At 69.1% G+C, this 21,467-nt stretch carries 15 protein-coding genes and 1 tRNA gene; 10 read left to right on the forward strand and 6 right to left on the reverse strand.

What is annotated here, in order from left to right; translation table 11 throughout:
* The 3 genes from BW39_RS18515 to BW39_RS18525 form a co-directional block, all read right to left on the reverse strand.
* On the reverse strand, positions 1-809 hold an 809-nt coding region (locus tag BW39_RS18515), incomplete at its 3' end, for a FecR family protein (protein ID WP_043823582.1).
* Positions 799-1,347, reverse strand: coding sequence for an RNA polymerase sigma factor (locus tag BW39_RS18520; RefSeq protein ID WP_013803066.1), 549 nt, complete (start codon positions 1,345-1,347; stop codon positions 799-801). The genes BW39_RS18515 and BW39_RS18520, both read right to left, overlap by 11 nt.
* A gap of 120 nt (positions 1,348-1,467) precedes the next feature.
* Positions 1,468-2,424: a LysR family transcriptional regulator gene (locus BW39_RS18525; protein ID WP_043823583.1), complete on the reverse strand. Its 957-nt coding sequence runs from the start codon at positions 2,422-2,424 to the stop codon at positions 1,468-1,470.
* A gap of 106 nt (positions 2,425-2,530) precedes the next feature.
* Here BW39_RS18525 and BW39_RS18530 point away from each other — a divergent pair, with 106 nt between their 5' ends.
* Positions 2,531-3,748 carry an MFS transporter gene (locus BW39_RS18530; RefSeq protein WP_043823584.1) on the forward strand — a complete coding sequence of 406 codons (1,218 nt, stop codon included), beginning with the start codon at positions 2,531-2,533 and terminating at the stop codon, positions 3,746-3,748.
* A 23-nt stretch (positions 3,749-3,771) separates the two neighbouring features.
* Here BW39_RS18530 and BW39_RS18535 read toward each other — a convergent pair whose 3' ends face one another.
* The 3 genes from BW39_RS18535 to BW39_RS18545 form a co-directional block, all read right to left on the reverse strand.
* Positions 3,772-5,598, reverse strand: coding sequence for a tetratricopeptide repeat protein (locus BW39_RS18535; RefSeq protein ID WP_043823585.1), 1,827 nt, complete (start codon positions 5,596-5,598; stop codon positions 3,772-3,774).
* A 64-nt stretch (positions 5,599-5,662) separates the two neighbouring features.
* Positions 5,663-6,763 carry a peptidoglycan-binding protein gene (locus tag BW39_RS18540; RefSeq protein WP_043823588.1) on the reverse strand — a complete coding sequence of 367 codons (1,101 nt, stop codon included), beginning with the start codon at positions 6,761-6,763 and terminating at the stop codon, positions 5,663-5,665.
* A gap of 45 nt (positions 6,764-6,808) precedes the next feature.
* Positions 6,809-7,780: a hypothetical protein gene (locus tag BW39_RS18545; RefSeq protein ID WP_235264233.1), complete on the reverse strand. Its 972-nt coding sequence runs from the start codon at positions 7,778-7,780 to the stop codon at positions 6,809-6,811.
* Positions 7,781-8,474: 694 nt separating this feature from the next.
* Between BW39_RS18545 and BW39_RS18550 the strand changes: the two genes are divergently transcribed.
* The 9 genes from BW39_RS18550 (at position 8,475) to BW39_RS18590 (ending at position 21,410) form a co-directional block, all read left to right on the forward strand.
* Positions 8,475-8,564, forward strand: a tRNA-Ser gene (locus tag BW39_RS18550).
* Between the two features lie 620 nt (positions 8,565-9,184).
* Positions 9,185-10,387 (forward strand): non-hydrolyzing UDP-N-acetylglucosamine 2-epimerase, encoded by a 1,203-nt coding sequence (gene wecB / locus BW39_RS18555; RefSeq protein WP_043823592.1) that lies wholly within the window; start codon positions 9,185-9,187, stop codon positions 10,385-10,387.
* A 78-nt stretch (positions 10,388-10,465) separates the two neighbouring features.
* Positions 10,466-12,691 (forward strand): hypothetical protein, encoded by a 2,226-nt coding sequence (locus BW39_RS18560; protein WP_043823594.1) that lies wholly within the window; start codon positions 10,466-10,468, stop codon positions 12,689-12,691.
* 42 nt (positions 12,692-12,733) lie between these two features.
* A complete protein-coding gene (locus BW39_RS18565; protein WP_043823595.1) occupies positions 12,734-14,455 on the forward strand; it encodes a glycosyl transferase family protein in 1,722 nt (573 codons plus the stop codon).
* Positions 14,452-17,319 (forward strand): NfrA family protein, encoded by a 2,868-nt coding sequence (locus tag BW39_RS18570; RefSeq protein WP_043823596.1) that lies wholly within the window; start codon positions 14,452-14,454, stop codon positions 17,317-17,319. The genes BW39_RS18565 and BW39_RS18570 overlap by 4 nt, the downstream gene beginning before the upstream one ends.
* A gap of 57 nt (positions 17,320-17,376) precedes the next feature.
* Positions 17,377-18,417, forward strand: coding sequence for an alginate O-acetyltransferase AlgX-related protein (locus BW39_RS18575; RefSeq protein WP_043823597.1), 1,041 nt, complete (start codon positions 17,377-17,379; stop codon positions 18,415-18,417).
* A gap of 4 nt (positions 18,418-18,421) precedes the next feature.
* Complete coding sequence (locus BW39_RS18580; RefSeq protein ID WP_043823598.1) at positions 18,422-19,555, forward strand: alginate O-acetyltransferase AlgX-related protein; 1,134 nt, start codon at positions 18,422-18,424, stop codon at positions 19,553-19,555.
* 13 nt (positions 19,556-19,568) lie between these two features.
* Complete coding sequence (locus BW39_RS18585; RefSeq protein WP_043823599.1) at positions 19,569-21,149, forward strand: MBOAT family O-acyltransferase; 1,581 nt, start codon at positions 19,569-19,571, stop codon at positions 21,147-21,149.
* Positions 21,150-21,170: 21 nt separating this feature from the next.
* Complete coding sequence (locus tag BW39_RS18590) at positions 21,171-21,410, forward strand: acyl carrier protein (protein WP_012204786.1); 240 nt, start codon at positions 21,171-21,173, stop codon at positions 21,408-21,410.
* Positions 21,411-21,467 lie beyond the last annotated feature (57 nt).

Consider the following 21,467-nt stretch of genomic DNA (forward strand, 5'->3'; position numbering starts at 1 on the left):
AGCACGAGGGGTGCGCTGCGGTAGCGCTGCATCTGCGCCACAGCCTCGGACAGCGGCGTGCCGCCCACCCCCACGCGGCCCCCCCGCCAGGCCAGGGCGGCCAGGGCGGCGGCGCCGTCGCCCGCCTCTGCCGGCACGAGCTGCGGCAGCGGCCGGCCGGCGCGCGTGCGCAGGTGCTGGCCGGTGGACAGCTCCACGGGTGCGCCGCCACCCTCCATGGAATGCACGCGCACCCTGCCCTGCAGCACGGTGATGTCGGCGCCATCCTCATGGCGGTGCACGCCGAACACGGTGCCGATGTCCTGCACCACCACGCCGCCGGCCTGCACGGTGAAGGTCCGCTGCAGCCAGGGCACCCAGCCGTGCCAGAAGGCATGGGATACCTCGAAGGACGCCTCCCCCTGGTCCAGCACCAGGCGGCGCGAGCGCAGGTGCTGCGCCACTTGCACGCGCGAGCCGGTGTTCAGCCGCACCTCGCTGCCATCGGCCAGTTGCCAGCTCTGGCGCTGGCCCACGGCCGTCGCCAGGGTCTGGCGCTGCAGCGCGGGGTCGGCCCAGAGCAGCAGCGCCAGGGCCGCCAGGGCCACAGCCGTGCCTGCGCGCAGCGCCCTGCGCTGTCGCAGTTTCTGGCGCTGGGCGGCGGCCTGCTCGATTTCCTCGGGCGTGGGCAGGTGCCGGCGCAGCATGTCGGCAAAGGGGGCCAGGGCGTCATCGACGGGCAGATGGGCGCTGCGCCCCGAAGACTGCGCAGAAGCACCCTGGCGCGCGCTGCGCGTGCCGCCTGTGCTGCGCGTGATCTCAGGCGGCATGGTCGGCCGTGAGCACGGGCTGCACATCGCGCAGCGCACGCGCCAGATGGCGGGCCACCATGCCGCGCGAGATGCCCATGCGCTGCGCGGCCTCTTCCTGCGGCATGCCGTAGAGCTTGGTGAGGATGAAGGCCTCGCGGCTGGCCTGGGGCAGCTGCTCTATCGCCACCAGCAGCGCGCGCTGGCGCTGGGCGGCGGCCACGGCCAGCTCGGGCGGGGACAGCGGCATGGCTGCGGCGGGGGCAAGGCGCTCTTCCAGCTCGGCGCCATCGAAGGGCGTCTCGGGCCGGCGCGCCTGGGCCCGGTGGCGGTCTATGGCCAGGTCGCGCGCCAGATGCCGCAGAAAGGCCAGCGGGTTGGCAATGCCCTGCGGAACGGGCCGCTCCATCAACCGCAGGCACAGCTCGTTGACGATTTCGCGGGGCTGGCATTCGTCGCCGAAGCGGTGGCGCAGGAAACCGACCAGTTCGTCATAGTGCTGCACCAGCTGGGCCAGCAGGGGCTCGGCGGGCGGTTGTAGCGTGGAGGGGGACGGCATGGAGGAAAAGCCAATCGCGAAGAAGATCGCAAATGATTCTTATTATCCTATGCAGTTGCCATGCTTACCGTTGGCAAACCGGCCGGTGACGCGCCGCCGCAACAGCGGCGGGCGAACGGCTCAGGGCAGCGGCGCGCGCATTCCCGTGAGTCCCGGCATGACCTCCCGCATGGCCGCGATGAAGGCGCGCAGGCGCGCCGGCTGGTGGCGCGCCGGCGGATACACCAGGTGCACGGGCAGCGGCGCGGCCTGCCAGTCCGGGGCCAGGTGCACCAGGCGGCCCGCCTCCAGATCGTCGCGCACGATCCAGGCCGAGGCCAGGGCCGCGCCCAGCCCGCCCAGGGCGGCGTTGCGCAGCGCATAAAGGCTGTCGGTGCTGAGCCGGGGCTCGAACTGCAGGCGCCAGGATTTGCACACCCGCTCATCGCCCACGCGGTGCAGTTCCAGCTCGCGCTGGTAGAAAGTGCGCAGCGCAATCCAGGGCAGCCCCTGCAGCTCGCGCGGGTGCTGGGGCACGCTGCCCTGCCCCAGCAAGGCAGGCGCGGCCACGGCAATGCGCGGCACCTCGGCCACGCGCAGCGCGACCACCGATGGATCGACCACGGCGCCCACCTGCACGGCGCAGTCGATGCCCTCGGCAATGAAGTCCGGCTGGCGGTCATGCAGCAGCCACTCGACCTTGACGGCCGGATGGCGGCCCAGGAACTGCAGCAGCGGCGCCATGAGCTGGTCCTGGCCGAAGGCGTGGGGCGCGACCACGCGCAGCAGGCCGCGCGGCGTGTCCTGGGCGCCGCGCAGGTCGGACTCCAGCGCCCGCCATGTATCGAGCAGTTCGCGCGCATGGGCCAGGCAGCGCTCTCCGTCGTCGGTCAGCGCCATGGCGTGGGTGGAGCGCCGCAGCAGGCGCAGGCCCAGCGCGCGCTCCAGCGTCTGCAGGCGCCGGCTGACCGTGGGCTGGGTGGTGGACATCTGCTGCGCGGCGGCCGAGAGGCTGCCGCTTTCGACGATGCGCACAAAGGTCTGCAGCAGTTCGATGCGGTCTGCGCCCGAAGGCAGGGAGAGGTCGTCGATGGTCATACGCCAAGCGTATATCGATTCTGCGGATGCAGCCACTACCGTGGGTTGCTGCATCGCACCACACTACGGCCATCGTTTCTCAAACACGCCGTATCGGCGGATCAACATGTCTTGCATTCAATCTACGCATAACCAGGCGGCCACCAGCGAAAAGGCATCCGGCGTGCCCCGGTCGCTGGTGCTGCTGATGGCGACCACGGCGGGCGTGGGCGTGGCCTCGCTCTACTACAGCCAGCCCATGCTGGGCGTGCTCGGCCCCGACCTGGGCGCGGGCGAGCGCGCCGTGGGCTTTGTGCCCACGCTGACCCAGCTGGGCTATGCGCTGGGCATTTTGCTGCTGGCCCCGCTGGGCGACCGCATGGACCGCCGGCGCATCATCCTGGCCAAGACCGCCGCGCTGATGCTGGCCCTGCTGGCCAGCGGCCTGGCCCCGGGCCTGGCGCCGCTGCTGGCCGCCAGCCTGGCCGTGGGCCTGGCTGCCACCCTGGCGCAGGATGTGGTGCCGGCCGCCGCCACGCTGGCGCCCGAGCACCAGCGTGGCAAGGTGGTGGGCACGGTGATGACGGGGCTGCTGCTGGGCATTTTGCTGTCGCGCGTGGTCAGCGGGCTGCTGGCCGAGCATGGCGGCTGGCGCAGCGTCTACCTGCTGGCCGCCGCTGCCATGGCACTGCTGGGGGTGGCCCTGTGGCGCGGGCTGCCCAGTTTCAGGCCCACCACGCAACTGGGCTATGGCGCGCTGCTGGGCTCCATGGTGCAGCTGTGGCGCGGCCAGCCCGCGCTGCGCCGTGCGGCCCTGGCCCAGGGCCTGCTGTCGGTGGCCTTCAGTGCCTTCTGGTCCACGCTGGCCGTGATGCTGCACCAGCAGTTCCACATGGGCAGCGCCGCAGCCGGCGCCCTGGGCCTGGCGGGCGCCGCCGGTGCGCTGGCCGCGCCGCTGGCAGGCCGGCTGGCCGACCGCAGCGGCCCGCAGCGCGTGACCTGCCTGGGTGCGGGCCTGGCCCTGGCGTCGTTTGCCGTGCTGGCACTGTCGCCCTGGCTGCCGGCCGCGGCCCGGCTGCCGCTGCTGGTGGCCAGCGCCATCGGTTTCGACTTCGGCATCCAGGCGACGCTGGTGGCGCACCAGACCCTGGTGTATGGCCTGGACCCTGCGGCACGCAGCCGGCTCAATGCGCTGCTGTTCACGGGCGTGTTCATTGGCATGGCCTCGGGCTCGGCACTGGGCGCCCTGGCCCTGGCGCAGTGGGGCTGGAGCGGCGTGGTGGCCCTGGCCTGCGCGGCATCGGCGGCGGCATTGGCCGTGCGGCTGGCGGGCCGCAACCGCTGAACTTCTGCAGGCTGCCGGTAGGCTTATGCCCCGCCCTGCAGCCGTGCCGCGCGCTGGGCCAGCCGCTGCTGCTCCGAGGCGCGCAGGGCAGCGATCTGCACCAGGATCTGCTGCTGCTTTTCCATCAGGCGCTGCGTGTGCACGCCATGCGCATCCCCGGCCAGGCCCTGGGCGATGCAGGCCAGCGCGCGCGCCGGGTCGCCGCGCTGTTGCCAGGTGTAGGCCAGGTTGAGCTGGGTGCGCGCATCGCGCGGGTCTATGCCTTCGGCCTGCAGGTAGGCGTCATGCGCGGCCGCGAACTGCTCCTGGCAGAACAGGCAGTCGCCCAGCACATTCCACAGCCAGGTACTGAGCCAGGGATTGAGGTCCAGCGCGCTGCGCGCCAGCTCGATGCCGGCGGCAAAGTCCCGCAGCTGCAGGCCCACGAATTCGGCCACCTCGCCCAGCAGCCGCCAGTCGCGCGGGCTGCGGGTGATGGCCTGGCGGTAGCTTTCCAGGGCGGCGTCCTGGCGGCCCGACTCCAGGTGCGTGCGGGCCTCATGGGCCGGGGCCTCGAAGAACTGCTGCGCGTCGGCGCTGAAGCGGTTGAGAAAGGCGGCCGCCGTGCGCTCGCATCCCTCGCCGATCAGCAGCCGCGCATGGATGGCCCTTTGCGCATCGCCCGAAGGCGCCAGCACCTGCCAGCCCTCGCGCCCAAACAATTGCGCCAGCAGCGGGAAGTTCAGGCCGATGGCGCTGGTGCGGCCAAAGCGCTGGGAGGCGCCCGCTTGGGCCGCCGCCTCGGGCGTGCAGGCGCCGTAGTCGTTGATGAGCACCAGCCCCTTGGGCGCCAGCCGCTGCTGCAGCGTCTGCAGCGCGCCAAAGGCGCCGTGGTTGACCAGCAGGCGCGGTGCCGCCTCGCTGACGGACAAGGCGGCATCCACCCAGGGCGACAGCGCTGCCTGGTCGCAGTCGAAGAAGCCCACCTCCTGCTCGAACAGGCCCACCAGGGGCAGCAGGCGCGCACGCTGGGCCGCATCCGCATGGTCCACCAGGGCGCGGATCTCGCCCGGCGACAGTGCGGTGTACTGGCGCACGAGCTGGGCGTCATCGGTGAGGCGGGTGCGTATGCGCAATTCCTGCACCGGCCCGTCGCCCTGCCGCCGCACGACGGTGGCAGGCAGCACGTCCAGCACGTAGTTGCAGAACACGGCGTGCAGCGGCGGCAGGGGCACCGTGCTGCCGTCCGGCAGCTGCACGGCCTCGGGGCGCATGGCGTCGCAGCAGCCGGCCACGACCTGGCCGCCGAACTCGGCAAACAGGGCGCGCTCCTGCCATTGCGCGACCGTGCGGGGAGAGCCGTCGGTGACGTAGTAGACCAGCCGCTGGTCGAAATCACGCCCTTCCTGCTGGCACAGGTGCCGGAAGGCCTGCAGGAACATGCGCGCAAACAGGCCGCAGCCGGCACCCAATTCCAGCACGGCGATGGCGCCTTGCGGCGCGGTGTCCGCGCAGTGGTGGAACAGCAGGGCCGCCGCATCTTCCGAGAGGCGGCCGCTGTTGTTGACCACGTAGGGCACTTCGTTCTCGGCAAAGGTCAGCAGGCCGGCCTGCGCCCAGTGCAGGTGGCCCAGCTCCCACTCGATGCTTTCGGTGATGGGGCGAAAGTCCTGCAGCAGCTGCGAGGCAACGCGCACGCCCGAAAGAACGTCCTGCGGGGCGCGGATGGCAGGCGGCCCGCCCGGCGCTGCGTCAGCGTCCATGGCGGGAAGGGCCGCCGAAAGGGACGCGGACAGGGACACAGGCAGGGGCAGCGAAAGGGTCAGTGGCGCGCGCAGGGCGGCCTCGCCCGTCGAAGGGTCGATTCTCAAGATGCTCTCTCCGGAAGATGCGATGGGAGTGATGCCTGCCTGCACGGCAGGCGTCCGGCCAGGCTCAGGGCACGGGCGCCCACTTGGACCAGTTCAGGTCGGCCTGCTCGAAATCGGCCTTGAGCATGCGGCGCATGGCGTCCACCTCGTCCTGGGTGATCTGCGCTTCCTTGACCTGCTTGCCGGTGGCCGCCGTGCGGGCCTTGGCAAGATCGGCCTTGGTCACGGAGGCTGCTCCAGCCCAGATGGACTTGGCGGACCCCACGTTCACCCAATGCTTGCCCTGGGACTGCAGGTCGGCCTGGTAGGCGGATTTCCAGCCCATGTTGTTCTGCGACACGGCGTTGAGCAGCTTGGCCAGCGAGCGCTGGTTGCTCACCCCCTGCTGGGCGAATGCCTGCAGGTGAACGCGCTCGAACTTCAGCGGCAGCAGGCCCTGCTTGGCCGCCAGGCTGTCGCGCTCATTCCACCAGCGCGATGCATCGGCGGACTTGACGGCCTCCAGCTGGTTGAGCCAGTCGGCGTCGGTGACGATGCTGCCGTCGCCCTTGACCCACTGGAAGCGCTTGAAGCCGATGTCGGCCGCGCGGCCGAAGTTGTGGTTGCTCTCGCCCGGGCCGGCCTTGGTCTGGGTCTCGGCGGCCTGCTGGGCAAAGGTGCGTCGGCGACCCGTGGGCGTGATCCACAGCGCGATCTTGTGCGTGTCATACATCTGCTGCACCAGGCTGGCCAGCTTGGCGCGGAAGGTGGGCTCGTACTCCGCATCGTTGGCAATGGCGGCCTTGCTGGTGGCCACGTCCTGGGCCTTGGCCTCCAGGTACACCGTCTTGGAGTTCTGCGCGGCGCGCATGCCCTGGTGCGAGGCCGGCAGCATGCCGCTGAGCTTGGCCACCGTGGCCCCTCCGGCTGCCGCCAGGCCCAGCGCCTCCTTGGCACCCCCGGCCTGCGGCTGGCCCGGCGCGGCCTTGGCGGCGGCCAGCTTGTGGTCGTTCTGGAAACGCTCCAGCGCGGCGCGCGTCTGCGCGCCGTAGCTGCCGTCGTAGTCCACGCCCAGATACGGCGCGTTCTTGGCGTCCTTGACCACACGCAGCATGGCCTGCAGCAGGGCCACGTCATGCACCTGGTTGCTGCCGCCCTCGCCTACGCTGTCCTTGATGTCAGGCATGTTTCTCCCCTCGTTGTGGTTGTCGATATGGACCGCAGCACCGGCTCAGCGGGCGGGCTCGGGTTTGGGCTCGGGTTTGTTGCCGGCTTTTTTGCCGGGATTCAGGCCGGCATCCGGCAGCAGGTGCACCAATGGCACGGTGCGCGGCTGCAGGCTGGCCGAGCAGGCACGCAGCCGCAGCGATTCGGCATGCGCCTGCGCCATGTCCGCCGCCACCTGCACCAGGGCGTGATGGGGCGCGGCGCCTGCGGGGCGTGTGCGCACGACGGAATAGGCGCCCAGGCATTCAGCCTGCTGCGCGCGTGCGGCACGTGCTGCCGCCACGCTGGCATAGCGCGCCGCCACCACGGCCTGCACGGCGGCCGGTGGTGCAGAGGCCTGCTCGGCAAACGCCTGCCGGCCCTTGTTCCAGCGCAGGCTGCGGGTCTCGATCTGGTCGGGCACATCGTCCTGCGGTGATGCATAGCGCACCAGCAGCACCGGAATCCGGCCCGTGGGCGCCAGCACCCAGCTTTGGTAGTTGCCCTGGGGCTCGTCGTACTGCCAGGCCAGGTGCGGGCCCTGGGCGGTGGCGACATACAGCGCATGGCGGCGCTTGGGATGCTCAAAGCCCCCCATCTGCGTGACCAGCAGCGCACGCGAGCCGCCCTGCACGCCAGGCAGGCGCAAGCTGCGCACGGCAGCGGTGACGGTGTCTTCTTCCTCGCCAGTCGTCCACACGCGCTCGAGGTGCTGGAGCCCTGTTGTCACAGACAGCGGATCACCCACGCCGTACAGCGGATCGGGCTGCGCCAATTGCGCCGGCCCCCTGGACGCAGGCCAGGACAGCGCCGCTGGCTGGCCCTGCTGCACGCCGGCACGCACCAGCCGCAACTCAAAGGGACAAGGCGCCGCCGTGCAGGCAGGCAGCGACAACTCATAGGCAGGCGCTCCCTGGGCCGTGCCGGACGGCAGGCTTTCCAGCACCTGCCGCTGCGGCCCGGCAGCGAGCGCCGCCCCGGCACCCAGCACCGCCACAAGGCTCAAGGCCAGTGCCCGCCATGGCAGCGCCCCGCCACAGTAAAAATCGGAGCGCATTGAATGGTGAGCCATGGTGATAGCGGGTTTCTATGATTGGCCTGGGCTGTCGATACGCCGCAATACAGGAGGAATCTGCCGCAATGGGCTTGAAACAGGCATTTCAAGGCCCGGCGCCGCAGGCATTGTCTACAAGCTGGCATGCGGCGTCTGTTGCAAAATGCATCCGGCGCTTGAGAATTGCATTCAACATTTGCAATTCATCCAGGATGCATTCTGGAATCTTTCAAACCAGATAAATTTCATTTGAACAAAAATCAATAACATCAATGACTTACATGAAATTCACCCCAATTTCACAAAGCAAGGAAAATACCTTCTTGTATACATGACAACTCCCGACATCTGCCTCCATCGAATGCAAGGGCTGAGTAAAACCTGAATCAATGCGGATACGCCATGGGTTGCCAACCGCAAATAATGCGCACCGGGGAATCCTTGGATGGACCCGCATCACAAGTTCGCCGGATTTCACGATACTGCAACCATTCACCATCCCAAATGGCTTGCGGCTGAACGACCGGGGCGGCCTTGCCGGTTGTACCTGCAAGGTGCACCGGGGCACACCCGCATCGCTGCCGGTTCCAGCTTCTTACCGTGACCACCCGAAATCACTGCTACAATCGCTGGCTTCGGAGAGGTGGATGAGCGGTTTAAGTCGCACGCCTGGAAAGCGTGTGTGGGCTAATCCCCACCGCGGGTTCGAATCCCGCCCTCTCCGCCATACACCCAGCAAAACGGGCCCCTACACGGGGCCCGTTTTCGTTTCCGGGCCGGCTTGTGGCAAGGTTCATGCCCAGGTTTGCGCCTGCCGCGCCCGCCCCTGCCTCGGCCTCGCGCACCGGCCGCACATCAGGGAAAGCGACAGCACGGACACCCCCTCCAAGCCTTGCGCAGACGCGCCCCAGGGCTTGCAATAGGCAGCAGCTGGCAGCAATAGGCAAGCGTCTGACAAGCACATCCTTGTTTCGGTGATGTACTAGCTGCAACAAAGCCCCCAGGCGCGCAGCTTTGTGCAACAGCACCCCTGGCGCGAACGTGCATCCAGCCCATGGCGCGCATGGCTTGCGGCGCTTGAGATTCGACGGAGGTTCCCCAATGGAAAGCAAGGTCATCAAGCTCCCTCAAGTCCTCTTAACTTCCGTCAATTTCTCTCAATTGACGATAGTTTTCAATCGAATCGGAGCAATCGATCGAAAATTCCAAAACCCCGCCGTATATTCCACACCGCTTTGCGGCCTGCCCGGCCCGTCTTCGGGCTGAGACGGGTCCTGCCCCTGCCGGGTACAGCGCAGCACAAGAACGCACAAGCGAAGAGCACAGGAAAACGCAAAAGGGGTTGGCATGAAGATTCTTTCGTTTTTCGGGACCCGTCCCGAGGCCATCAAGATGGCGCCACTGGTCACGGCCCTGTCGCAGACGCGGGGCATCGAGAGCGTGGTGTGCGTCACCGGCCAGCACCGGCAGATGCTGGACCAGGTGATGGATCTGTTCGGCCTGCAGGCGCAGCACGATCTCGCCGTCATGCAACCCAACCAGACGCTCAACGGCCTGTTCTCCCGCGTGGTGGCAGGTGCCGATGGCGTGCTGGAACAGGAAAAGCCCGACTACGTGCTGGTGCACGGCGACACCAGCACGGCCACGGCCTGCGCGCTGGCGGCGTTTCACCGCCGCATTCCGGTGGGCCACGTGGAAGCCGGCCTGCGCACCGGCGATCTGGCCCAGCCCTTTCCCGAAGAGATGAACCGCCGCGTGGTCGATGTGGTCAGCCAGTGGATGTTTGCGCCCACGCCCACGTCGCGCGCCAACCTGCTGGGCGAGAACCTGCAGGGCCGCATCGCCGTGACGGGCAACACCGTCATCGATGCGCTGGCCACGCTGTGCGACCGGCTCGATGCCCAGCCCGAGCTGGCCCGTGCCATTGCCCAGCGCCATCCCTGGGTGGATGCGCAGCGCCCGCTGCTGCTGGTCACGGGACACCGGCGCGAGAATTTCGGCGAAGGCTTCCAGAACATCTGCGCTGCGCTGGCCGAGCTGGCGCAGCGCCATCCGGACCTGCTCATCGTCTACCCCGTGCACTTCAACCCCGCCGTGCGCGAAGTGGTCATGCGCACGCTGGGCGGCATGGACAACATCCGCCTCATCGATCCGCTGGACTATGTGGACTTCGTCTGGTTCATGCAGCGCGCCCACATCATCCTGACCGACTCCGGCGGCGTGCAGGAAGAGGCGCCCTACCTGGGCAAGCCCGTGCTGGTGATGCGCGACGTGACCGAGCGGCCCGAGGCCGTATCGGCCGGCACCGTGCTGCTGGTGGGCACGCAGCGCGCGCGCATCGTGGCCGAGGTCAACCGGCTGCTGGCCGACGAGGGGCACCACGCCTCGTTTGCGCGCCGCATCAATCCCTATGGCGATGGCCAGGCCTCGCAGCGCATCGTGCGTGCCCTGCTGGGACAGCCCTTCGACGAGTTTGCCGCCGGACACACAGGCGCCGCGGCCGTCCCGGGCATCGCGGCCGCCGTGACCAGGGGCATGGCGCCGGCCTGAACCACGCACGCACCACCCCCGCATCACGTCCACGAAGCGCATTACGAATCGAGCACCGAAGTGAGAAAAGAGGCCCCCATGCAACCGACCATCCGCCAATCGCTTTCCCGCACCGGGGCCCGCTGGGCGCTGGGTTCGCTGCTGGGCCTGGGCGCCCTGTTCGCGCAGACGGCCTCGGCCTCGGCGCTGGGTGACGCCATACGCCAGCTGGGCGCCAGCGACGGGCTGCAGCGCAGCGTCACGCTCAAGGAATTGGGCATCGTCGATCCCGTGGTGCTGGCCGGCACGGCCACCCAGGACTTCTACCTGCCCGTGCCGCGCGGCCTGCCGCTGGGCGATGCCAGCATTGCCTTCGACAGCCGCTACCTCAAGGGTGAGCCCGGCGTCTCGACCGTGGTGATCTCGCTCAACGGCACGCCCGCCGTGTCGCAGACCGTGCCCGACGGTGACGGCATGCTGCAGCGCACGCTGCCCGTCGCCCAGCAGGCCCGCGCCAGCGATTTCGTGCGGCTGGGCGTGAACTGGCGCAGCCGCAACGGCCAGGTGCGATGCGATGACAACCACTCCCTGGCCAACTCCCTGACCATCTCGCCGCAGACACGGCTGAGCTACCGCGTGGACCCGCGCGATGTGCGCAGCATCGAAGATGTCTGGAACACCCTGCCCGTGCGCACCACCGTGCTGGTGGCCGGCCGGCAGCTGGAGCAGGCCTCGTTCGACAGTGCCTGGCGCATCGGCGCCAGCCTGCAGCGCAACAACAGGCGCATGACGGTGAATGCATTGCCCGCCGTGGGGGAGACGCTGGACCTGCGCGGCCTGGAGGTTCCCGCCGCCCTGGCCGGCGTGCCCGCCTTTGCCGCACTGCGCGGCGCCGAGCCCCAGCACAAGCTGGCCAGTGACGCCGAACTGGGCGCGCTGCTCATGCTGGGGGCCGCCCAGGTCAGCGGAGACATCGTGGTGGCCGACAAGGCACTGCAGCAGCGCCTGACCGCCGCCTTCGCGGCCCTGCAGGCCCAGCTGGCGGCCGACCCCGATGCGGGCCAGGCCCTGCAGCAATGGCGCGCCCGGCGCGCACCGCTGGCCAACGAAGCGCTGGCCTCGCAGCAGTTGCGCGCCCTGCCCATGGGCCGCCAGATGGTGCTGGCCGTGGCCGCCGACGCGGGTGCGCGCGTGGCCGGCCTGCAGGAGGCCGCCCTGCAGCGTCTGCTGGTCAGCGACAACGTGACCGTGGCCGCGGCCCAGCCCCCGCAATGGGACGAGGCCAAGGGCATACGCCTGTCCAGCCTGGGCGGCAGTCCCGACAGCTTCGACGTGCTGTCGCGCGGCGACTGGACGATGAACTTCCCGCTGAGCGCCGTGGCCTCGCAGGGCCAGATGCCGGGCGAGATCACGCTGTACGTGGCCGCCGCCCCCGGCGCCTCGGCCACGCGTCCCGTGGCCACGCTGTTCTGGAACGGCATGCTGCTGTCGGCCCGCCAGCTGGAGGCCAACGGCCAGCCCGAACGCCTGCGCGCCCGTGTGCCCGGCTATGCGCTGGGCATCAACAACACCTTGCGGGTGTCCGTGCAGCGCCAGCCCTACTCGGCCGACTGCAACGAGATTCCCCAGCCCTACCCCGCCAGCGTGCTGCCGGCCATCAGCTACGTGACGCCCGGCAAGGCCGAGGCCAACGGCAGCTTCATCGGCCTGCTGCCGCTGCTGGGCGCCAAGTCGCAGTTCCTGGTGCCCGCCAGCTATCTGTCGGCGGCGCCGGCCGCGCTGGAGCGCATGGCCAACCTGGCGGCCGCCAGCGGCCTGTCGGCTTCGCAGGCCGAGCTGGTCGTGGCCCAGGCCGATGCAACGGCCAAGCCCTCCATGCCCTTTGTCGCCATGGAAGTGGCCGTGGACGGCGCCAAGCCCCTGGTGACGGTGACGGACCGGCAGCAGCTGCGCATCCGTGGCAAGTCGGCGGACTGGCTGGACATCAAGGGACTCAAGCAACTGTCCTCGGCCGAAGTGGTCACGGCAGGCGGCCAGCAGGGCGTGCTGTGGCATGCCATCGGCGAGTGGACGGGCGGCCTGGGCGAGCCCTTCCTGCTCAATCGCGGCAACATCGCCGTGATCGGTGGCGACGGCCCGCTGGCCTGGGTGGACAGCAGCAATCCCGAAACCGGCATTCCGTCGGGTCCGCGCGAAAGCGCCTTCCACGAATGGCGCAACTTCCTGTCCTGGAGCGTGCCGGGCATCGCCATCGCGCTGTTCGTGGTGCTGCTGCTGGTAGTGCTGGCCTGGGCGGTGGCGCGCAGCAAGCAGTCCAAGCACTGAGCCCGGCCCGGGCAACGATGACGACGGCATGAGGCGATCGCCATGATCTCTTCCCTCTACTGGCCCTACCTGGTGGCCGACTACTACCACGCGCTGGAGATCGTCAGCGCCGTGGTGGCCGTCGTCATCCTGCTGTCCAGCATCGACGACCTGTTCATCGACGCCTGGTACTGGGTGCGCGAGGCCTGGCGCGCGCTGACCGTCAAGCGCCGCTACCAGCCGCTCAAGGCACAGCAGTTGCAGGAGGTCGAGGAAAAGCCGCTGGCCATCATGGTGCCGGCCTGGCTGGAGTACGACGTGATCGCGCCCATGCTCGAGAGCATGGTGGGCACGCTGGACTACAAGAACTACATGATCTTCGTGGGCACCTACCGCAACGACGAGCGCACCAAGAACGAGGTCGAGCGCATGCGCCGGCGCTACCGCCAGCTGGTCCGCGTGGAGGTGCCCCATGACGGCCCCACCTGCAAGGCCGACTGCCTCAACTGGATCGTGCAGGCCATCTTCCAGCAGAACACGCTGCAGCCCGAGCCCTTTGCCGGCCTGATCCTGCACGACAGCGAAGACGTGCTGCACCCGCTGGAGCTCAAGTACTACAACTACCTGCTGCCGCGCATGGACTTCATCCAGCTGCCCGTGACTTCGCTGGAGCGCGAGTGGTACGAGCTGGTGGCCGGCACTTACATGGACGAATTCGCCGAATGGCACACCAAGGACCTGGTGGTGCGCGAGAGCATGTCGCACATGGTGCCCTCGGCCGGCGTGGGCACCTGCTTTTCGCGCAAGGCGATGGAGGAGCTGGCGGCCGAGACCCACAACCAGCCTTTCAACACCGACACGCTGACCGAGGACTACGACATCGGCGCGCGGCTGGCACGCCGGGGCATGAAGCAGATCTTCGGCAAGTTCCCCGTGGACTATTTGATACGGCGCAAGCCGCTGTTCGGCCTGGGCAAGGAAAAGGTGTCCACGCTGACCATGCCGCTGGGCATCCGCGAGTTCTTTCCCAACACCTTCAAGACCGCCTACCGGCAAAAGGCGCGCTGGACACTGGGCATCGGCCTGCAGGGCTGGAGCCAGGTCGGCTGGGCCGGGCCGCTGTCCACCAAGTACCTGCTGTTCCGTGACCGCAAGGGGCTGGTGACCTCCTTCGTGGCCATCCTGGCCTATCTGCTGCTGCTGAACTTCCTGCTCTTCCTGCTGGCCGATCACATGGGCTGGTGGACGGTGTACTACCCGTCCCTGTTCGCTCCCAACGGCTGGCTGGTGACGCTGATGAGCGTCAACGTCATCGCCCTGCTGCTGCGCGTGGTGCAGCGCGCCTGGTTCGTCTCGCGCCTGTACGGCTGGGAGCACGCCATGCTGTCCATCCCGCGCATGGTGATCGGCAACTTCATCAATGCCATGGCGGCGGCGCGCGCCTGGAAGCTGTTCATCGTCCACCTGGTCACGGGCAAGCGCCTGGCCTGGGACAAGACCATGCACGACTTCCCGTCCACCGACCAGTTGAGCCACCAGCGCCAGCGCCTGGGCGAGCTGCTGCTGTCATGGCAGGCCATCGACGAAACACGGCTGGCCAGCGCGCTGGAGATCCAGCGGCGCGAACGCCGCCCGCTGGGCGCCATCCTCATGGAGCAAGGCTGGCTCGATGAAGCCACGCTGCGCGAGGCCATCAGCTTCCAGCAGGGGGAGTCCACCGATCCCCCGGCACATCCCGGCTTGGCCGCACCAGGCAATCCAAGCACACCAAGGGCCGGCATATGAAGCGTCTCGCACCCCTCGTTCGCCCACTCACCCTGGCCGCGCTGCTGGGCGCCGGCTGGAACACGCCGCCGGCCTGGCCGCAGGCCGTGGCAGCCGTCAAGGCGGAGGCGCCACTCAGGGGCCGCGCGTGGCAACTGGCCAACCAGGCCTATGCCCACTACCAAGCCGGCCGCTTTGCACGGGCCGCGACCGCCGCCGCATCGGCCGTACAGCTGCGCCCCGACCTGCTGCGCCTGCGCATGCTGCTGATCTACTCGCTGCAAAAGCAGGGCAAGAACGAGGAAGCGCTCAAGGCCATCGCCTCGGCCCGCGCCGCCGGGCTGGACGAGGCCACGCTGCAGCAGGCCGAAACCAATGTGCGGGCCGCAGCGGCAGGCGGGGCGGCGGGCGGGCCTGCAGGGGCCACGGCTTCCGAGGCCTACAACAAGGCCTTTCCCATCGCCACGCAGGCCTACACCGACTACAACGCCAAGAACTACGCGGACAGCGCGCGCAGGGCCGAGCAGGCCTTTCGCCTGGACCCCAGCCAGGGCCAGTGGGCGCTGCTGTGGATAGGCGCACTGGAGGCGCAGGAGCAACTGGGCGCCGCCATCGAGGCCGCAGATGCCGCCCTGGCCCTGGACCCCCCCAACAAAAGCGACCTGGTGGCCAAGCGCCAGACCCTGCGCCGCAGCCAGGCCGTGCTGCCGGCGCAAAAGGCCTACCAGGCGCTGATCGCCAACAACCCGGCGCAGGCCGTGCCCTTTGCGCGCGAGGCCGTGGCGCTGGCGCCGGGAACGGCATCGCACCGCCTGCTGCTGATCACCTCGCTGCTGCTGGCCGAGCAGTTGCCCGATGCGGAAAAAGCCGCAGACGAGGCGCTGGCGCAGGACAACGAAGACACAGCGGCGCTGGGCATGCGCGGCTACATCCGCCAGCGCCAGGGCAAGACCGCACAGGCCAACGAGGACTTCGATGCCGTGCTCAAGCAGGACTGGCTGGACGAAAAGCAGTCCGCCAACCTGCGCCTGATCGCGGCCGACGCGGCCCTGGCCGCTGGCGACGCGGCACGCGCCCGCGCGCTGCTGGCGCCCATGCCGGCACAGGATGAATCCGTGGCCCGCCGCCTCAAGCAAGCCGATGAGCTGCGCCCCGGCCGCGACACGCCCATGGTGGCCGATACGCGCGGCGCCTCGCAGACCCTGGCCATGGCCGACTACCCGCCGCCCCTGCAGGACTGCCGCGATACGCCCTATGGCACGGTCTGCGAGCTGCAGCCTTCCGATGCCCAGGGCACGGGCGGCCCAAGCGCCCAGGCCTATGCGGCCTACGCGCGCCAGGACTACAAGGCCGCCATCGACCACGCGCGCACGGCCGTGGAGCAGGACCCCGACAATGCGCAACTGCAAAAGCTGCTGACCACCACGCTGGCCGCAGGCAACCGCGACCAGCAGGGCCAGGCTCTGCTGCGGCTGGACAAGTCCCTGTCCCTCACCCCCAACGACGCCCAGTTGCTGATGCAGCGCGGCTACCTGTACTCGCGCCAGGAAGAGCCGGCCAAGGCGCTGCAGGACTTTCGCGCGGCGCGCGCCACGGGCGAGGCGCCAGCGGGCGCCATGCTGGACGAAGGCTATGCGCTAGCCGGCACCGGCGACAACCGGGGCGCCGTGCGCACCTTCAAGGAAGCCATCGACCTGGACGACGCCGGCACCGCCAAGCTCACGCCCGGCCAGCGCGAGAACGCACGCAGCGCCGTCTCCGGCTACGCACGCGAATGGGGCGCCATCGTCTCCATGGGCTACCGGGGTGCGCGTCCTGCGGGGCGTGCGTTCTCGGACGGCATCCTCACGCAGGCCGGCGATGCGGTCTTCGGCACGGCCGAGGCCTACTGGCGCCCGTCCAACTTCCTGAACTCGTCCACCCGCATCTTCGATGTCTACGGGCGGCTGGGCAGCACCTTGCATGACGGCGGCGGCACCACGCTGGGCCAAAGCGCCATCGACCCCTGCACGGGCCTGCCCATCAATGTGCAGGCCGGCGACAACCGCGGCATCTCGGGCCTGCCCACCACCACGGGCTCGCTGGGCATGCGCTTCACGCCGTCCACCAAGTACGCGCTGACCTTTGGCATAGAGCGCCAGTTCAACATCGGCTCCGCCACGCGCTCGGGCTTCATCACGCCTGAATCGCCCCAGCTGCGCTGCCTGATGAGCGGGCGCGATCCGCTCAACCCCACGGGCCCGGCGCTGGGCAATCCCATCTCGGCCAAATACAGCGCAGGCGCGGGCCAGGGCGGCTGGCTGGCCTATGTCACCCACGGCTTCTACGAGGGAACGGGCCGGCGCACGGACCGCTCCAGCTGGTTCACCATGGAAGGCTACAGCCAGGCCGGCTATGCCAACCAGAGCATGGCCTCGCGCTTCACGCTGACCGACCAGACCAACGGCGCCCTGGTGGGCGACGGCTCGGGCCGCTACAAGCGCGAGCAATGGTTCTTCTCCACCGAGGCCCGCATCGGGCGCAGCTTCCGTGCCGACGGCATCAACCAGGGGCTGGTGATCTTTCCGTTCGGCGTGGTCGCGGCCGACTGGATCAAGCAGAGGAACCGCGTCGATGTGCGCTCCCTGCAGGCCGCCCCGGGCGCCACGCCCACCGCAGCCCAGTTGGCCGCCCAGCAGGGGCAGACGCTGGCCCTGCAAGGCAATGGCAGCAGCTGGTCCGCCAGCGCCGGCGTGGGCGTCAGCCTGCGCCAATGGTTCCGCGAAAGCCACTACAGCACGGCCCAGTCCTATCTGGACTGGTCCATGCAGTACCGCTTCAACATCGGTGGCGGCCAGGCCGACCGGGCCAAGGGCCTTTTCATGACGCTGACGCTGTCCTATTGAAAGCCCTGCCCCGCCGCCGCCACCACCACACAGACAAGAGAAAAGGAGAAAGCTCCCATGGATTCGACCAAGCAAGCACCCCGCCCCGCCCTGCACGGACTGCGCTCGGGCATGGCGCGCGCCGCACGCGGACTGGCTGGCTGCGCCCTGGTGCTGGGCGCGCTGGCAGCACAGGGTACGGCACAGGCCCAGGCACAGGACAGCTCCTCCATCGTTCTCAGGGGCAAGGACGGCTGGCTGTTTCCGGGCTGGGGCAGCCTGACCCAGGTGGACCGCGCCGGCATCACCGAATCCACCCGGCTGATCACCGAGGCGCGCAACCTGCTGGCCGCGCGTGGCGTGAAGCTGCAGGTGCTGCTGCTGCCCGACAAGGTGCGCTTCTATGCCGACAAGATGCCCGACGGCAAGGCCATGAGCGCCGATGTCCAGGGCCGCTACAAGCAGGTGCTGCAGGCGCTGCAGGCCGCCGGCATTCCCAGCTTTGACGACGAGGCCGTGCTGCGCACGGTGCGCGACAGCGGCAAGGACGTGTTCTACCGCACCGACCAGCACTGGACCCAGGCGGCAGCCGACGCCACGGCCGAGGCCACCGCCCGCATGGTCCAGGGCGAGGTGCCCCAGCTGGCCGGCAGCGCTGGCAGCGGCCTGGCCCTGGGCGACACCGTCACCGAGCGCCGCTATGGCGACCTGGCCGAGCTGTTCCTCACCGCCGACGAGCGCAAGCAGATCGGCCGCGAGGTCTACACCGTGCGCCGCCAGGCTCCGGCCAAGGGCCTGCTCGACGATGAGCCCGCCCCCGTCCATGTCACCGGCCACAGCATGGTCCAGCCCTACTTCGGCTTTCCGCAAAAGCTCTCCAACCTGCTGGACCGCCCGGTCTCGCTGAACTGGAAGCCCGGCAACGTGGGCCAGTGGACCATGCTGCTGGAGTACCTGGAGTCGCCGGCCTTCAAGTCCCACAAGCCCCAGGTGCTGGTGTGGCAGATGTTCGAGCCCACCTACAGCTACGGCCCCAACGCGGCCGGCCAGTGGGACAACGCCTCGCTCATGCCCAACGCCACCTGGTTGGAGCGGCTGCGGGCCGCGCTCAAGGGCTGACACCGTGGACCCCACCGCGCAAGAACTGCAAACCGACAAAGGACACCGGCGCAACGCCTGGATCTGGGGCGCCCTGCTGCTGTCGGGCCTGGCCTGGGGCGGCTGGACGCTGGCCAGCGGGGGACCGAAGGCCGGCGAGCTGCAACTGGCCGCCTGGCTGGATGGCCGCGCGGGCGCGGCGCTGAACAAGGGCCTGCGCCTGCCTGCGCAGTCCTCGCTGGAAACCGGCCAGGCCGCGCTGCGCTACCGCCTGCTGGGCGATACGGGAGCGCAGGTGGCCCTGGGCTGCCCGCAATGGATGTTCTACCGCGACGGCCTGCGGCCCCAGCCCGGCACGGGCGCCGCGCCCTTCGAGGCGCGCCAGCGCCTGCTGCGCCACTGGACCCGGCAGTTGCAGGACAAAGGCATTGCCACCCTGGTGGTGGCCGTGCCCGACAAGTCGCGCATCGAGGCCGCCCATCTGTGCGGCCTGCCCGTGGCACCCGTGATGCTGCAACGCCTGGACCTGTGGCAGCAGCGCCTGCAGGCCGACGGCATTGCCTTTGCCGATCTGCGCCCTGCCCTGCAGACACAGGAGCAGGCGCAACCCGTTTTCTTTCGCACCGACGTGCACATGAATGCCGAGGGCGCACGCGCCGCCGCCCTGGCCGTGGCCCAGGCCGCGCTGCCGCTGCTGGGCGGGCAGCGCGGCGCCCAGGCCTTCGAGGAATCCGCGCCCGGGCCGCTGCAGCCGCTGCCCGGCGACCTGCTGGCCCTGGCCGGCCTGGCCGATGCCCCGGCCGGCTGGCGCCCACGGCGCGACCAGGTGCGCCCGCAGACCATTGCCCCCGTGCGCGGCGGCGGCCTGCTGGACGAGACGCCGCCCGTGCAGGTGCTGCTGGCCGGCAGCTCCAACGGGCTGCGCAGCAATTTCGCGCCGCAGCTCGGCCACGCGCTGGGCCAGGAAGTCTGGAACCTCAGCATGGACGGCGGCCAGTTCAGCGGCGCCATGGTGGCCGCGCTCAAGCGCCGCGCCTCCTGGCCGGCCAGCCTGCGGCTGGTGATCTGGGAGTTCTCGGAAAACACCTTGTCCCTGCCCCTGACGGACGATGAAAAAGCGGCGCTCAAGGAGATGGACGCCGCCTCCCCGCCTGCGTGACCCCGCCCGCTACATGCTGTTCAATTCCTATCTTTTCCTGCTGCTGTTCCTGCCCATCGCGCTGGCGGGCCACTACCTGGCCGGGGCCATCAGCCTGCGGCTGGCCGCGTTCTGGCTGTGCCTGACGTCCTTTGTCTTCTACGGCTGGTGGAACCCGCAGTTCGTCGCCCTGCTGGCGCTGTCCATCGCCTTCAACTACGTGGTGAGCCTGCTGATCCTGCGCTTTGCGGGCCGCGCGCGGCTGCAGGGGCTGGTCACCGCCCTGGGCGTGGGCGCCGACCTGGCGGCGCTGTTCCACTACAAGTACTTCGCCACGCTGTTCAACTTCCTGGGCGAATGGGGGCTGACGCAGGGCGGCATGCACGAGCTCATCCTGCCCCTGGGCATCTCGTTCTTCACCTTCACCCAGATCGGCTACCTGCTGGACTGCCGCTCGGGCATCGTCAAGGAACGCAGCCTGCTCAGCTACGTGCTGTTCGTGACCTTCTTCCCGCACCTGATCGCGGGGCCCATCCTGCACCACAAGGAAATGATGCCGCAGTTCGCGCAGCCGGATAACTACCGGTTCCGCGCGGACAACCTGTCCATCGGCGGCACGCTGTTCGTGATCGGCCTGGCCAAGAAGGTGCTGCTGGCCGACGAGATCGCGCCCTATGCAGACGCGGGATTCGCCGCGCCCGGCGAGCTGCAGTTCTGGGCCGCCTGGGGCGCCAGCCTCAGCTACGCGCTGCAGCTGTACTTCGACTTCTCGGGCTATTCGGACATGGCGCTGGGCCTGGCGCGCATGTTCGGCATCCGTTTCCCGCTGAACTTCAACTCGCCCTACAAGGCCGGCAGCATCATCGACTTCTGGGCACGCTGGCACATGACGCTGACGCGCTACCTCACGGCCTACCTGTACTACCCCGTGGCCATGGCCATCTCGCGCGCACGCGAAAAGCGCGGCCTGTCCGTGGGCTCCAGCGCCGCACGCACGCCCGGCGGCTTTGCGGCCACCATCGTCGTGCCCACGCTGTTCACCATGGGGCTGGCGGGCATCTGGCACGGAGCGGGCCTGCAGTACGTGATCTTCGGCCTGCTGCATGCCTTCTACCTGTCGGTCAACCATGCCTGGCGCATCTTCGTGGTCAGCCGCAAGCCGGCCGCCGCACGCAAGTCGGGCCGGGGCGTGCAGGCGCTGTGCGTTGTCATCACCTTCATCGCCGTGCTCATCGCCCAGACCTTCTTCCGCGCCCACGGCGTGGGCGACGCCATGCTGCTGCTCAAGGGCATGGCCGGCCTGCGCGGCGTGGAGGCGCTGGAGTCGCTGTCGCACCTGCAGGGCCTGGCCGTGGGCGACGCGCTGCGGCTGGCCATAGGCCACCACATGCAGCTGGCCCTGGTCCTGCTGCTGCTGGCCATTGCCTGGTTCACGCCCAATGCCCACCAGATCCTGGGCCGCTTCTCGCCCGCCATGTTCAAGGTGCAGGAAGCGCCCCGCGCCTGGATGCGCTGGCGCCCCAGCGCGGGCTGGACGGCCGTGACCCTGGTCCTGCTCTTCCTGTGCCTGGTCAACCTGCACAAGGAAACCCGCTTCCTGTATTTCCAGTTCTGAAACACCTGTTGGAGAGAAACCATGTCCCTGAATGACATCGAAACCAAGATTGCCCAGATCATCGGCGCCATCATCCTGACCTCGGTCGAGCCCGATACGCTGCTGCTCGAATCGGGCCTGGTGGACTCGCTGTCCGCCGTGGACGTGGCACTGGCCATCGAAAAGGAATTCGGCGTCAAGATACCGCCATCGGAGATCGACCTGCACCTGGAATCCGTGCACACGCTGGCGCAGTACGTGGCCGAGCAGCGCAAGGCCTGATGCAGCGCCTGCACGCCGCCGCCCTGTCCCTTTGTCCCTGCGCAACAAGGAGCCCGC

The organism is Delftia sp. RIT313 (assembly GCF_000632165.1).
GTDB lineage: Bacteria > Pseudomonadota > Gammaproteobacteria > Burkholderiales > Burkholderiaceae_C > Comamonas > Comamonas acidovorans.

Excerpts from the sequence above, each read along its gene's own strand:
- BW39_RS18520 (WP_013803066.1), bottom strand. The coding sequence starts at position 1,347 with ATGCCGTCCCCCTCCACGCTACAACCGCCCGCCGAGCCCCTGCTGGCC.
- BW39_RS18525 (WP_043823583.1), bottom strand. The coding sequence starts at position 2,424 with ATGACCATCGACGACCTCTCCCTGCCTTCGGGCGCAGACCGCATCGAA.
- BW39_RS18530 (WP_043823584.1), top strand. The coding sequence starts at position 2,531 with ATGTCTTGCATTCAATCTACGCATAACCAGGCGGCCACCAGCGAAAAG.
- BW39_RS18540 (WP_043823588.1), bottom strand. The coding sequence starts at position 6,763 with ATGCCTGACATCAAGGACAGCGTAGGCGAGGGCGGCAGCAACCAGGTG.
- wecB (WP_043823592.1), top strand. The coding sequence starts at position 9,185 with ATGAAGATTCTTTCGTTTTTCGGGACCCGTCCCGAGGCCATCAAGATG.
- BW39_RS18560 (WP_043823594.1), top strand. The coding sequence starts at position 10,466 with ATGCAACCGACCATCCGCCAATCGCTTTCCCGCACCGGGGCCCGCTGG.
- BW39_RS18565 (WP_043823595.1), top strand. The coding sequence starts at position 12,734 with ATGATCTCTTCCCTCTACTGGCCCTACCTGGTGGCCGACTACTACCAC.
- BW39_RS18570 (WP_043823596.1), top strand. The coding sequence starts at position 14,452 with ATGAAGCGTCTCGCACCCCTCGTTCGCCCACTCACCCTGGCCGCGCTG.
- BW39_RS18575 (WP_043823597.1), top strand. The coding sequence starts at position 17,377 with ATGGATTCGACCAAGCAAGCACCCCGCCCCGCCCTGCACGGACTGCGC.
- BW39_RS18585 (WP_043823599.1), top strand. The coding sequence starts at position 19,569 with ATGCTGTTCAATTCCTATCTTTTCCTGCTGCTGTTCCTGCCCATCGCG.
- BW39_RS18590 (WP_012204786.1), top strand. The coding sequence starts at position 21,171 with ATGTCCCTGAATGACATCGAAACCAAGATTGCCCAGATCATCGGCGCC.